This window comes from Nocardia sp. NPDC049935 (assembly GCF_055586645.1).
This window is the reverse complement of record NZ_JBVJHV010000002.1, coordinates 38132-51657: the sequence shown is the minus strand read 5'-3', so window position 1 is coordinate 51657 and position 13526 is coordinate 38132. Positions and strand designations below refer to the sequence as shown.

11 protein-coding genes are annotated in these 13526 nt (G+C 67.6%); 6 read left to right on the top strand and 5 right to left on the bottom strand.

All coding sequences use genetic code 11. From position 1 onward, the window contains the following. Window positions 1–67: 67 nt before the first annotated feature. The 3 genes from ACZ6SF_RS08540 (at window position 68) to ACZ6SF_RS08530 (ending at window position 5926) form a co-directional block, all read left to right on the top strand. Window positions 68–2050 carry a galactan 5-O-arabinofuranosyltransferase gene (locus ACZ6SF_RS08540; protein ID WP_466061422.1) on the top strand — a complete coding sequence of 661 codons (1983 nt, stop codon included), beginning with the start codon at window positions 68–70 and terminating at the stop codon, window positions 2048–2050. 346 nt (window positions 2051–2396) lie between these two features. Continuing rightward, on the top strand, window positions 2397–5642 hold the full coding sequence (locus ACZ6SF_RS08535) for an arabinosyltransferase domain-containing protein (RefSeq protein ID WP_466061421.1): 3246 nt from the start codon (window positions 2397–2399) through the stop codon (window positions 5640–5642). A 122-nt stretch (window positions 5643–5764) separates the two neighbouring features. Next, entirely contained in the window at window positions 5765–5926 is a 162-nt protein-coding gene (locus ACZ6SF_RS08530; protein ID WP_168165647.1) for a hypothetical protein, read from the top strand. A gap of 128 nt (window positions 5927–6054) precedes the next feature. On the opposite strand, the gene ACZ6SF_RS08525 is transcribed toward ACZ6SF_RS08530, so the two are convergent. Then, entirely contained in the window at window positions 6055–6834 is a 780-nt protein-coding gene (locus tag ACZ6SF_RS08525) for a decaprenylphospho-beta-D-erythro-pentofuranosid-2-ulose 2-reductase (RefSeq protein ID WP_466061420.1), read from the bottom strand. Then, a complete protein-coding gene (locus ACZ6SF_RS08520; RefSeq protein ID WP_466061419.1) occupies window positions 6831–8306 on the bottom strand; it encodes an FAD-binding oxidoreductase in 1476 nt (491 codons plus the stop codon). Before ACZ6SF_RS08520 ends, ACZ6SF_RS08525 begins: the two co-directional genes overlap by 4 nt. 275 nt (window positions 8307–8581) lie before the next feature. On the opposite strand from ACZ6SF_RS08520, the gene ACZ6SF_RS08515 reads away from it, so the two are divergent. Then, window positions 8582–8950, top strand: coding sequence for a GtrA family protein (locus ACZ6SF_RS08515; protein ID WP_466062218.1), 369 nt, complete (start codon window positions 8582–8584; stop codon window positions 8948–8950). A gap of 107 nt (window positions 8951–9057) precedes the next feature. Here ACZ6SF_RS08515 and ACZ6SF_RS08510 read toward each other — a convergent pair whose 3' ends face one another. Further along, window positions 9058–9552 (bottom strand): hypothetical protein, encoded by a 495-nt coding sequence (locus ACZ6SF_RS08510; RefSeq protein ID WP_466061418.1) that lies wholly within the window; start codon window positions 9550–9552, stop codon window positions 9058–9060. Between the two features lie 293 nt (window positions 9553–9845). Between ACZ6SF_RS08510 and ACZ6SF_RS08505 the strand changes: the two genes are divergently transcribed. Then, the gene (locus tag ACZ6SF_RS08505; protein WP_466061417.1) at window positions 9846–10397 is read left to right on the top strand and encodes a DUF4282 domain-containing protein; all 552 of its coding nucleotides are present in this window, start codon (window positions 9846–9848) and stop codon (window positions 10395–10397) included. Between the two features lie 60 nt (window positions 10398–10457). Here ACZ6SF_RS08505 and ACZ6SF_RS08500 read toward each other — a convergent pair whose 3' ends face one another. Continuing rightward, window positions 10458–11012 carry a dTDP-4-dehydrorhamnose 3,5-epimerase family protein gene (locus ACZ6SF_RS08500; protein WP_466061416.1) on the bottom strand — a complete coding sequence of 185 codons (555 nt, stop codon included), beginning with the start codon at window positions 11010–11012 and terminating at the stop codon, window positions 10458–10460. A 22-nt stretch (window positions 11013–11034) separates the two neighbouring features. Next, a complete protein-coding gene (gene rfbA / locus ACZ6SF_RS08495; protein WP_466061415.1) occupies window positions 11035–11907 on the bottom strand; it encodes a glucose-1-phosphate thymidylyltransferase RfbA in 873 nt (290 codons plus the stop codon). 547 nt (window positions 11908–12454) lie between these two features. Between rfbA and ACZ6SF_RS08490 the strand changes: the two genes are divergently transcribed. Beyond that, window positions 12455–13495, top strand: coding sequence for an ATP-grasp domain-containing protein (locus ACZ6SF_RS08490; RefSeq protein WP_466061414.1), 1041 nt, complete (start codon window positions 12455–12457; stop codon window positions 13493–13495). Window positions 13496–13526 lie beyond the last annotated feature (31 nt).

Sequence of the window (13526 nt, the reverse complement as noted above, 5' to 3'; positions counted from 1 at the left end):
CGGTGCGCTCCTGCACTAGGCTGACCGACGCCCAGTAGGTGGATCGGAGCCGGAGGTAAGTACGCCGATGACGACGAGTCGCGGCGCGCGGTTGGTGCGTCAGGTCGGGGCCGGAATCGGCGAAGCGGTACTTGCCACGGTGGTCGCCGTGGCGGTGGTCGCCGTCGGACTGACCGCGTTCTCGCTGGTGGAGTGGCCCGCCTTCAACTCCTCGAATGTGGTGCGCGCACTGACCACGGTGGGTCAGGTGGGCGCTCTGGTGCTGGTGGCCGCCTCGATCGCGCTGCTGCGGCTGCGGCGGGCCCGCGGCTGGGCGAAAGTGCTGTCCTGGGCGGGGGTCTCGGCGTTCGTCACGGTGACCCTGGGCATGCCGCTCGCCGCCACCAAGCTGTACCTGTTCGGGATCTCGGTGGATCAGGAATTCCGCACCGAGTACCTGACCCGGCTCACCGACAGCGCCGCGCTGCGGGATATGACCTACGCCGATCTGCCGCCGTTCTATCCGGCCGGCTGGTTCTGGATGGGCGGCCGGGTCGCGAATGCGCTCGGTATGGACGGCTGGGAGGTGTTCAAGCCCTATGCGATCGGGTCGATCGCGGTGGCCGCGGTGGTATCGCTGGTGCTGTGGTCGCGGCTGATCCGGGCGGACTGGGCGGTCGGGGTGACCGGCGCGGTCACCGCCGTGGCTGTCACCTACGCGGCGCCCGAGGCCTACGGCGCGGTGATCGCGATACTGATCCCGCCGGTGCTCGTGATGGCCTGGGGCGCCCTCTACCGTCCGGCCGAACTCGCCCCGGGCGCGGAACCCAGCGCGGGCGGCTGGGCGGCGGTACTGGGGACCGGGCTCTTCCTGGGTCTGGCCGCCACCTTCTACACCCTCTACTTCGCGTTCGCGGTGTTCACCGTGGTGCTCATGGCGGTGGTCGCCGCCGGGCTGGGCGTCCGGGCCCGCTACGCCGCCCGGCCCCGGCGCCGGGTCGCGGTGCGCACCGGGACGGCGGACGAGCCGGTCGGCGGTATCGGCCGGGCTCTCGGCGCCCCGTTGCTGCGGTTGATCGTGATGGGCGTGGTTGCCGCGCTGGTGGCGCTGCCGGTTTTCCTGCCCTTCCTGCTGCGCATGCTGGACCGCCCGCAACTGCAGTCCGGCGGTGCCTTCCACTACCTGCCCGAAGCCGGTTCCGAACTGCCGTTGCCGATGGCGCATTTCTCGCTGCTCGGCGCGCTGTGCCTGGTCGGCGTGATCTGGCTGGTGATTCGGGCGAGTTCCTCGCGGCGGGCGCAGTCGCTCGGGATCGGCGTGCTCGCGGTGTATCTGTGGTCGCTGCTGTCCATGCTGGCGACCGCCGCCGGCACCACCCTGCTGTCGTTCCGGCTGGAACCGGTCCTGCTGGTGCTGTTGGCCGCGGCCGGCGGGTTCGGGTTCGTCGAAGGCGCCCGCGCGGTGTACCAGGCGCTGAACGAGCCCGCGCGGTTCCGGTGGGTGGCCATCGTGGTGGCGACCGTCGGCGCCCTGGCCTACTGCCAGGACATCCCGCATGTGCTGGCACCGGAGATCACCACCGCCTATACCGATACCGACGGCGACGGAGTACGCGCCGACCAGCGCGACCCCTCCGCCGTGCGGCACTACCACCACATCGACGACGCGCTGCGCGAACAGACGGGCCGCGCACCCGCGGGCACGGTCCTGCTCACCGGCGACACCACCTTCCTCGCCTACTACCCGTACTTCGGATTCCAGGGCCTGACCTCGCATTACGCCAACCCGCTGGCCGATTACGCGCAGCGCTCCGCGGCCATTGAGCAGTGGAGCGAACTCGAAACGCCGGACGAACTGCTGGCCGCCCTGGACTCCGCGCAGTGGCGGGCCCCCGACGCCTTCCTCTTCCGCCGCAGCGGCGACGACTACACCCTGCGCCTGGCCGCCGACGTCTACCCCAACGACCCGAACGTCCGCCGCTACACCGTCACCTTCCCCGCCCGCCTGTTCGACGACCCCCGCTTCACCACCACCGACATAGGCCCCTTCACCCTGATAGTCCGCACCTGACCCGAACCCCGGGCCAAGACCGGCCACCACAACCCGGGCAACACCGCCCGGACGCACACACCGTCCGCCCCCCGGTGGCCCGGCGTCGAATCCCCCCGCTCGACCACCCTCGCCCCACCACCCGCCCCCGGCAACCGCCCCGCCCCTCCGGTCACCTCCGCCCTTCCCCTACCGGTCGCCCCCGCCCGGGCGGGGCCCGCCCGGTTCTGGAGCGACCAGAGGGAGGGAGCGCAGCGACCGACCGCCGGGAGTGAAGAACCGGGTTAATAGGGCCCCGCCCTCGAGCGGCGGAGCCGCTCCATCCCAGTAGAGTCGCCCCGTGCGACCGGACCGATCTCCCCGAGCGATGAACCGTATCCGTCTGCTGGCCCTGGTTTCCGGACTACTGGGGTTCGTACTGGCGATTCTGGCGCCGTTCCTGCCGGTACGGCAGGAACGGACCGCGCTGGAGTGGCCGCAGGCGGGCGCCGCCAGTGTGGAGGCGCCGTTGGTGAGCTACCAGCCGCAGCGCCTGGATCTCACGGTGCCGTGCCCGGTGCTGGGTACCGCGGAGGGGACGGTGGTGACCACCGTTCCGGACGAATCGGACCAGTCCTCGGCGCGCGGGCTGCGGGTCACGGTCACCGGTGACACGCTGTCGGTGGTTCTGCGCGATGTTCCGCTGCTGTCGGCGGAACGGGCCGAACTGGGCGGTTGCGAATCGCTCACGGTGACCTCCACCGCCGCGTCGACCACCGCCGAGCTGGCGGGCGGGGCACGGGCGGACGGCACACCGTTCCGGGCCCAGGTGGACCGGGATATCCGGCCGCAGATGGTCGGTGTTTTCACCGATCTGCCCGAAGACCGGCTCGCCGGGATCCGGTTGCACGCCGATATCGACTCCCGCTTCACCTCGTCGCCGACCGTGCTGAAAACGGTGGCGATCGTCGGCGCCGCCGTCTTCACGGTGATCGCGCTGCTGGCACTGCATCTGCTGGACACCGCCGACGGCCGCCGCGCCCGCCGGTTCCTGCCGTCGCACTGGTGGCGGTTCCGGCTCGTCGACGGCGCGGTGCTCGGGATCCTGGTGATCTGGCATTTCATCGGCGCCAACACCTCCGACGACGGCTACATCCTGAATATGGCGCGGGCCTCGGAGAAGGCCGGCTATATGGCCAACTACTACCGCTGGTTCGGGGTCCCGGAGGCGCCGTTCGGCTGGTCCTACGAGGTGCTGGCGTGGATGACCCGGATCTCGGATTCCAGTCCGTGGATGCGGCTGCCGACGCTGCTGGCCGGAATCGTCTGCTGGCTGGTGATCAGCCGTGAGGTGCTGCCCCGGCTGGGCGCCCGGGTCCGCGGCAACCAGGTGGCGCTGTGGACCGCCGGGCTGGTGTTCCTGGCCTTCTGGCTGCCCTACGACAACGGCCTGCGCCCGGAGCCGCTGATCGCCGCGGGCGCGCTGCTCACCTGGTGCTCGATCGAACGGGCCATCGCCACGGCCCGTCTGCTGCCGGCCGCGATCGCGGTGCTGATCGCCGCGTTCTCGCTGGCGGCCGGTCCCACCGGCCTCATCTGCATCGCGGCTCTCATCGCCGGCTCGCGCCCGGTGCTGCAGATCATCGTCAAAAGGGCGCGCGGCGGTTCCGGGGCGGGCGCGGTGTGGCGGTACGCGAGCCTGATCGCGCCCGGTCTGACCGCCGGGACCCTGGTGCTGGTGGTGGTCTTCGCCGATCAGACGCTGTCGACGGTGATGGAGGCGACGCGGGTACGTACCGCCGTCGGCCCGAATGTGGCCTGGTTCGATGAGCGCACCCGCTGGGATTCGCTGCTGATGCTCTCCCCGGACGGTTCGCTGGCCCGCCGCTTCGGCGTGCTGCTGATGCTGCTCTGCCTGCTGGTCTGTGTTCTGCAGGTGCTGCGCAAGGGCCGGATTCCGGGTACCTCGCGGGGCCCGTCGGTGCGCATTCTCGGCATCGTGTTCGCGTCGCTGCTGTTGATGATGTTCACCCCCACCAAGTGGACCCACCATTTCGGTGTGTACGCCGGTCTGGCGGGCTCCCTGGCCGCCCTGGCCGCGGTGGCGGTGGGTACCAACAGTATCCGCGCCCCGCGCAATCGGGCGCTGTTCGCGGCCGCGGTGCTGTTCCTGCTGGCCATCACATTCACCGGGTCCAACGGCTGGTGGTACGTATCCAGCTACGGTGTGCCGTGGTGGGACAAGGCGCCGCTGGTGGCGGGTAAGGGCCTGTCCACCGTTTTCCTCGGGCTCAGCGTGCTCGCCCTGCTGCTCGCGTTGTGGCTGCACTACCGGGCCCCGTACAAACCTCCTGTCGGGACTGAAGGCCCCCGCACGCGGGCGCGCCGGCGCGCGTTGAGCTCGGCGCCGCTCACCATCGCCGCGGGTCTGCTCGTGCTGTTCGAGATCGCCTCGCTCACCAAGGCCGCCGTCGGTCAGTACCCGGCCTACTCGATCGCGAAATCCAATATCCGCGCGGTGGCCGGTGATTCGTGCGGCCTGGCCGATGACGTTCTGGTGGAGACGAATACGGCGGATTCGCTGCTGCGCCCCTACGACGGCGATCCGGCCGGCGGTCTGGTCTCCACCGAACCCGGCGCGACCACCACCGGTTTCACCCCGGACGGCGTGGCCGAGGACCTCACCGCCGACGCCGAGGAGACCGTCTCCGGCGGGGCGAACTCCGTCGAGTCCGATACCGAGAACAAGACCACCTCCACCACCGGCGCCGGTACCGGCGGCGGTACCTCGGTGCAGCCGGGGATCAACGGGTCCACGGTGGCACTGCCTTTCGGTCTGGACCCGGCCCGTACACCGGTGCTCGGCAGCTACGTATCCGGCGACCAGCGGCAGGCGACACTGACCTCCCAGTGGTACCGCCTCGATCTCACCGACGAGATGCGGGCCGATCCGGCCTACCGGGTGCTCGCGCTCACCGCGGCCGGCCGCATCAAATCGGTGGACGCCGATGGAGTCATGACCTACGGCCAGGATGTGACCGTGGAATACGGGACCCGCGCCGAGGACGGCACCATGCGGGTGCTGGGCGCGGTGACCCCGCTGGATATCGGCCCGAATCCCTCGTGGCGCAATCTGCGGGTGCCGCTGGACCAGTTGCCCCGTGAGGTGAACGCCGTCCGGGTGGTCGCGGTGGACAACGACATCACCAGCCGGCAGTGGCTGGCGCTCACCCCGCCGCGCCTGCCCCGGCTGGCCACACTGGATTCGGTTGTCGGCCATACCGATCCGGTGCTGCTGGACTGGCATGTCGGGCTGGCGTTCGGTTGCCAGCGCCCGTTCGACCACAGTCACGGGGTGGCCGAGGTGCCGCGCTGGCGCATCCTGCCCGACCGGGTCGGTTCGGATGCCTCCAACGCGTGGCAGGACCATATCGGCGGCGGTCCACTGGGCTGGACAGAGCTACTGCTGGAAGCCGATTCGGCCGCCACATACCTGTCCGACGACTGGGCGCGCGACTGGGGTTCGCTCGAGCGCTACACCCCGTACCGGCCGGATGCGCGACCTGCCGATTTGTCCGTTTCGGAGGAGGTCACGGGCGGTCGCGCGGTCGAAGATCCCATCCGCGTGCAGTGAACTGGGTTGTGCTACATCGAAACTCGTCTATCATGTGGCATCCCTCACATGTTGGTTTATTTCCAGGTGAGGGAACTCCCGAACGGATGACGAATGCGCGCGAGCGTCGTACCCTGGTCTGCATGACCTCGGCCTTCGATGATATGGAACTGCGCGATCTCGTCGGCTTGCTCACCGATGAGGAGCAGCGAGAACTACGACCGTCGGTATTACGCGTCCTCGGGCGCCTGCCGTCTCAGGAGGTGCTGCGCCGGGAACTGGGCCAGCGGATGACACGAGTGTGACCGCTCCCGCGACCACGGGCGACCGTGCGCGGGGGGTGAGACCGAATACGACGAGGGCCGTCGCACCGGAGTGATCCGGAGCGACGGCCCTCGAAGTTCGGGTGGCCGCGCGATCGGGCGGCCGTGAATCAGACGGGCAGCTTGCGGAAGATCGGGCGCGGGATATGGCGCAGGATCATCATCACGTACCGGAACGCACCCGGTGCCCAGATGAGCTCCTTGCCCTTCTCCGAGGCGTTCACCGCCAGCGCGGCGACCTCCTCCTTGTCCACCGTGAACGGCGCTTCCTTGGCGCCGGTGGCCTTCCAGTGCTCGACCGTGGTGGTCGTGCGGACCTGACCCGGGCGGATCACCAGCACCCGCGGCCCGTGCGGGCGCAGCGCCTCGCCGAGGCCGAGATAGAAACCGTCGAGTCCGGCCTTGGTGGAGCCGTAGACGAAGTTGGAGCGGCGCACCCGCTCACCCGCCGCCGAGGACATCGCGATCACGCGACCGTAGCCCTGCGCCTTCATCTTCTCGCCGATCAGCACGCCCACCGACACCGCGGCGGTGTAGTTGATCTGGGCGATCTGCACCGCTTTGCGCTGGTCCTGCCACAGTTCCTCGGCATTGCCGAGCAGGCCGAACGCCACGATCGCGACATCGATATCGCCGTCGGCCCAGGCCTGATCGACGACCTTCGGGTGGCTGTCGGTATCGAGCGCGTCGAAATCGATCACATCGACCTGGTTCGCGCCGGCGGCCTTCATCTGGGCGACCGCGGTATCGCGCAGCGGATCGCCCGGCACGACAGCCAGGATCACCCGCGCCGGACCCTTTTTCAGGTATTCCGCGCAGATCGCGAGGCCGATTTCCGAGGTCCCGCCGAACAGCAGAATGGACTGCGGATTGCCTACCGCGTTGATCACTGAAGCTCCAGCCTTCTCGCCATATCGGACATGAAAACGCCTGTGGGATCGACGCTGCGGCGTACCTTGATCCACTCGTCGATCCGGGGATACATCTGATGGAAGGTTTCGGCGGTGGTCCGCGAATCCTTACCGGTGTAGAGCCGGCCGCCGAATTCCAGTACCCGGCGGTCCAGTTCGGTGACGAACTCGTTGAGCCCCGGCGCGATCGGGAAGTCCAGGCAGACGTTCCAGCCGGGGATCGGGAAGCTCAGCGGGGCCTGATTACCGGCGCCGAAGAGCTTGAACACATTGAGGAACGAATAGTGCCCGCTGGCCTGGATATCGATGAGGATCTTCTTGAACTCCTCGACCGCCTCCGGCGGGACCACGAACTGGTACTGCAGGAATCCCCGCGTGCCGTAGGCGCGATTCCATTCGCCGAGCATATCGAGCGGATGGTAGAAGGCGGTCAGATCCTGCGGCTTCTGCCGGTAGGTGGCGCCCTTGCGGTACCAGATCTCGGTGGCGAGGGTGAAGGTCTTGTTGTTGAGCAGGCCGTTCGGGAACACATCCGGGAAGGTGAGATAGGTCTTCCCGGTGAATCCCAGCGGATTCTTCTGCAGTTTCGCGGGCAGCTGGTCGAGTTTGGCCAGCGAACCGCGCGAGATCACCGCCCGGCCCAGTTTGGGCATCGGGCTCAGCGCGTCGAACCAGGCGGAGCTGTACTCGTAGTTGTCCTCGGTACCGTCGCTGTGGAAGGCGATGGTCTCGTCGAGCCCGTGGGTGACATCGCCGTCGGCGATGAAGTAGGCGGTCTCGGTGGGGGTCATCTCGATGGTGGCCCGCAGGATGATGCCGGTCAGCCCGCAGCCGCCGATCGTGGCCCAGAACAGTTTGGCGTTCTTCTTGGGGCCGATGGTCTGCACCTGGCCGTCGGCGGTGAGCAACTGGATCGACCGCACATGGTTGCCGAAGCTGCCGGCGCTGTGATGGTTCTTACCGTGGATATCGGAGCCGATGGCGCCGCCGACGGTGACCTGCCGGGTGCCCGGGAGCACCGGGACCCACAGGCCGAAGGGCAGCGCGGCCTTCATCAGCTGATCCAGGTTCACGCCCGCGTCGACGTCCACCAACCGGGTGTCCTGGTCGATGCGGTGGATCTTGTTCAGCGCGGACATATCGATGACCAGACCGCCCGCGTTCTGCGCGTTGTCGCCGTAGGAGCGGCCGAGGCCGCGGGCGATCACGCCGCGCCGCAGATGCGGTGGTTTCGCGTCGTTGTCCTCGGCGACCATGGCCACGGCCCTGGCGATGAGTTCCGGATCACTCGTGGAGAGCACCTCGGCGGACGTCGCCGCCGTGCGCGCCCAACCGGTGAGGGTCCGGGTCTGGGTGGGTAGCGTGAACCCGGTACCTCCGGTAGCGGGTTCACCGGCTGCCGAGGTCTCGGTACCGGACGCCTGAGTCGAGGTCGGAGCTTTCGTGGACATCGGCTAAGAGGCTACAGGTATCGGCGGAATCCGGTTCAACTCGTTCCGATCTCCCGAATACGGGCTCCGTGACCCACCCGTGATCCCGCTGCCGGGGCCGGGCAAGTACATTTCGGTCGGTGTCCCCTGAAAGCAAGGCAGTAGACCGGAGCGCCCGGGTTGCGCCGGGTGACGCCGCACAAGCGACCGATGTACCCGCGGACCCGGTGGCCGCCGTGCCCGGGTCCGGGACTCCCGGACAGGAGAGCACGCAGATCGGCCTGAAAACGCAGCTGATGCGGTTCGTGGCCACCGGCGCCCTGTCGGCGGTGGTGGATTTCGGTCTGTACCTGCTGCTGCTCGAAGTGGTGGACCTGCCGGTGAACATCGCCAAGGCGATCGGCTTCATCGCGGGGACCACGACCGCCTATCTGCTGAACCGGCGCTGGACCTTCAACGCCCCGCCCAGCCGGGCCCGGTTCCTGGCGGTGGTCGCCCTGTACGCCGTCACCTTCACCGTCCAGGTCGGAATCAACTGGGTTTTCTACCACGCTTTCGACGAGGGCCTGTGGTGGCGGGTTCCGGTGGCGTACGTGATCGCGCAGGGCACGGCGACGGTTATCAATTTCGTGGTGCAGCGGCTGGTCATCTTCCGCATCCGCTGAGAACTCCGCGGGATCGCCCGCGGCCGGATCGCCCGGATACCGACAAGGAGAAACCCCGGTCCGCAGGGACCGGGGTTTCTGGCTGTCGGTATCCGACGGAGCCGGTATCAGCAGGCGACGCTGGTCAGCCGGCGGGGCCGGCGGGCGAGCGAGGACCGCACCGCCGCGCCGAGGGCCACCACCGGGGGTACCCAGCGGGCCTCGTCGGGGCTCACGCCCCAGTTGGCCGAACCGGCCGAGAGGTGGGTGGGCGGCAGCGGGATTCCGTCGCCGTCGGTGTGGACGACCGCACCCGCCTGCCGCAGCGCCTCGATGGCACGCGCGGCCTTGCGCATTCCGGTGACCAGGTGGATCTCACGGCGCTCGGCACCCGGGATCTCGATCACCGGACCGGTCAGGTCGTTCGCGCGCAGATAGCGGCGGACCGACGCGGCCAACTCCCCGGTGACCTCGACGGCGGACAGGTCTTCGTCGGTGATCAGGCACAGGCCGTTGGTCGTTTCTGCGACAGTCCAGCCACGCTGGGCATAATCCCGCGCGGCAGCGGACTTGGCGGCCGCCGAGACGGAAGTCGGAAACGTCGTACGCACTGTCATCTCCATTCCCCGGTATAGATAAGCTCCGGCTTTCATGGGTCGTATCGGTGCCGGGTGCCCGCGGCGTTACGCCGTTCCGGGGAATTTTTTCCACTGTCGGGTTCCTCTCATCTTCGGCCCTCGGCTATGTCCGATCCGCACAAGCCGATCGGGGCGCTCGCGAGCCCGGATCGGCGGTTCACCTGTTGGCTTCCGGGCCGGAATCCGGGGAGGATTCCGGTATGGCCAGTGACTCATCCGACGATGCTCCGAGAACCGGGCCGGCGGCGTCATCCGTGCCGCCGGATGCTCCGGAACCGGTGAACGGGACCGGAACCGGTCCCGCCGAGGCTCCCGGCCCGGCCGGGCGGCGGTCGCGGCGCCGGCTCAGCTGGCGCGCGGAGGCCGCGCAGCGGTTCGCCGAGGCGGCGGCCGCCGAGGAGGGCCGCCCCGCACCGGGCCCGGCGTCGGTGCGGCAGTGGGGCGCCGATGCCGTCCGCGGTCTGCTCGACGTCCAGTTCCGCCGGCCCGTAACCCGTACTCTGCTACCGCTGGTCTATCTGCTCGGTCTGGCATGCGCCCTCGCCGCGCCCGTCGTGCTCACCGTGCTGGCCTGGCGGGCATCGGCGCTGCTCGGGATCCTGGCGGCGCTGCTGGCGGTACCGCTCGGTCTCTCGATCGCGGCGGCGGTGCGCCTGCTGCTGGAATTCCTGGTGAACGCCTCGCGGCTGGCGACCCGGGTCGAGCACATCAGCGATATGGCCGACGACCTCTTCGATGTGCTCTCGGATGTGGCCGAACCGATGAATCAACTCTCCGAGGATGTGCGGGCGGTGCAGTTCTGGCGGTTCCGCCGCGGCACGCGCAAATAGGCACCGCGGCACGCGCAGATAGGCACCGCGCGGGAGGTCACCTGCCCGCGGTGTCCTGGATCACGCGGGCGCGCGTCCTATATCGCGCAGGCGAGGAGCCGCCTCGTCCTTCGCCGAACGCGTATAGGTGAGCGGCCGGCCGTCACGCCCGGTAGCCGGCCAGTCGATCGCCAGATCCGGGTCCAGGGCGTCCAGATCGTGGTCGTGAGCCGGGCTGTACTCGAGCGAGCACAGATAGGTCAGGACCGAATCGTCCTGTAGGCAGAGGACACCGTGTCCCAGGCCCTCGGACAGGAAGACCGAACGGCGGTCGTGATCGTCGAGCACCACGCTGTCCCAGCGCCCGAAGGTGGGTGAACCGGGCCGCAGGTCCACCACCACGTCGAGAAAGGCGCCGTGCGTGCAGGTCACGTATTTGGCCTGGCCGGGGGGATCGTCGGTGTAGTGGATCCCGCGCAGGACGCCGGCGGCGGAGACCGAGGTGTTCACCTGCAGCAGATCCAGGGTTCTACCGGTCGCCTTCTCGAATTCCGAGGCCCGGAAGGTCTCGGCGAAGGAGCCCCGGGCGTCGCCGTGCACCGTGGGTGTGAACACCCAGGCGCCGGGCACCGACATCTCACTGATCCGCACTACACACTCACCAACTTCGTCCGTGCTCGAGCAGGTCGAGCAGGTACCTACCGTAGCCGGAGCGGGTCAGCGGATCGGCGAGCAGGCACAGCTGCTCGTCGTCGATATATCCCATCCGCCACGCCACCTCCTCCGGTACGCCGATCTTCAGGCCCTGGCGTTCCTCGATGGTGCGCACATAGTTGGCCGCGTCCAGCAGGGAATCGAAGGTGCCGGTATCCAGCCAGGCGGTACCGCGGGCCAGCACGTCGACACTGAGCCGTCCCGCTTCCAGGTAGGCGCGGTTGATATCGCTGATCTCGTATTCACCGCGGGCGGAAGGGGTGAGGCCGCGGGCGATCTCGACCACGTCGTTGTCGTAGAAGTACAGCCCGGGTACCGCGTAGTTCGACCGCGGGACCTTCGGTTTCTCCTCGATCGAGATCGCTTTGCCGTCCACGAATTCGACCACGCCGTAGGCGGTCGGGTCGGAGACCCGGTAGGCGAAGATGGCGCCGCCGTCGAGGTCGGCGAAACGATGGAGGCTGGTGCCCAGGCCGGGGCCGTGGAAGATGTTGTCGCCGAGCACCAGTGCCGCGGAATCGGTGCCGATATGCCCGGCGCCGAGCACGAAGGCGCGGGCCAGCCCGTCGGGAACCGGTTGGACCACATAGCTGATGGCGATCCCGAACTGGGATCCGTCGCCGAGGAGCCGGGTGAAGGATTCGACGTCCTCGGGTGTGGTGATCACCAGGACGTCCCGGATGCCGGCGAGCATGAGGGTGGACAGCGGGTAGTAGACCATCGGCTTGTCGTAGACCGGGACCAGCTGTTTGCTCACTCCGCGCGTGATCGGATGCAAACGCGACCCGGTGCCGCCCGCCAGAATGATTCCGCGCATATCCGGTGAGTCTGCCAGCCGGGGCGCGCGGCCCCGCGTGCGGCAGCGATACCGGCGGGGGAGCGGGGCCGGAGATGATCACGCGACGGCGCGCGCAGGCCTGCGGGCGGCTGCGGCGCGGCCGGGTTACGGCCCCGTGCCGGTTTGGTTTCGCCCGCTCCGGGTACCCACGGACAATGAGGGCGATAAGAGGATCCGGTCCGGAATCATATCGAGACAATTGACGCGGATTCGGGTGAGTATCGCCCGAGGCCCGTTCCGCCGGGGCAGCCGGGACGAGGCGTTGAGATCGCGCCCTCCTGAATCTGACGCTGTGAAAATGGATTGAGAGGGGCACGTCTTGTCGATTGCGGAAAAGGAGTCCAGAAACCGGAATCCCGAGAAAGGGTACATCGCGCTTCTGGGCTGGAGTCTCAATGCCGTCGAGGCCGTGGACCGTTTCGATCGACGCTATGTCGTCGTAGCGCCCGATTGGGCACGCGAATATTGTGAAGAATACGAGATTCCATATGTTCCCTGGAACTTCGAGCGACTCAACGACCGTTCGATGGAAATCGCGGAGACGCTGCAGGACATGGGGGTCGACGTCGCGATCCCGATCTTCGAGGAAACCGTCGAGTGGGCGGGTGCGATCAATTCCGTATTGATGGACAATCCGCGCTTGTTCGGACAGGCGATGTTGCTCCGGGATAAATCTTTGATGAAACGCCGGGCGCAGCTCGGCGGAATTCGGGTGGGTATTTTCGAGGAGGCCCACGAACGTGATGATGTGATCCGCTTCCTCAAACGCGTCAATCAGACGCTGATGAAACTGGACGGCGATCCCAACGATCCGATCCACATCAAGGCCTTCGACAAGGCAGGATGCCTGGGGCACCGGGTGATCCGGACGCCCGACGAGATCGATACCATCCCAGACGACGAGTTCCCGGTACTGATGGAATCCCATCTCGACGGCTGGGAATTCGCGGTGGAGGCCTGGATCCACAACGGGAAGATCCGTTTCCTGAATATCTCCGAGTACGTGACCCTCGGATATTCGGTGTTCGTTCCCGCCACGCCGGAACTGGAGAAGTACCGCCCGGAGATAACCCGGCAGGTGGAACGCCTGATCAGGACGTTCGATATCGAATTCGGTTTCGTCCATCCCGAATACTTCGTGACCAGCGACGGTGAGATGTACTTCGGTGAGGTCGCGTATCGGCCGCCCGGTTTCAAAGTCTTCGAACTGCTCGAGCGGGCCTACGGATTCAATGCCTACCATGCGCTGGTACTGGCCTTCGATCCGAAGACGACCGAGGAGGAGATCACCGAATTCTTCCCGAAGGAAGTGGTGGACGCCGACGGGCACGCGGGCTCCTTCGGTGTGTACCCGCGCCGGCGCGTGGTGAGCCAGTTGTCCCTCCCGGAGGAGACCGAAGATCATGAATACTTCGAATCCCACGAGTTGACCTCGCCATTGGCCGAGAAAGTCACCAAACGCACCGCGTTCGGAAACCATTGGGGTCTTCTGTACTTCTTCGGGGACGACCCGTACACTCTGCGGGATCTGTTGAAACGACAGGAAGAACTCGATTTCTATATCTGAGCCGTTCGGCACAACGGTTCGGCCGGGGAGG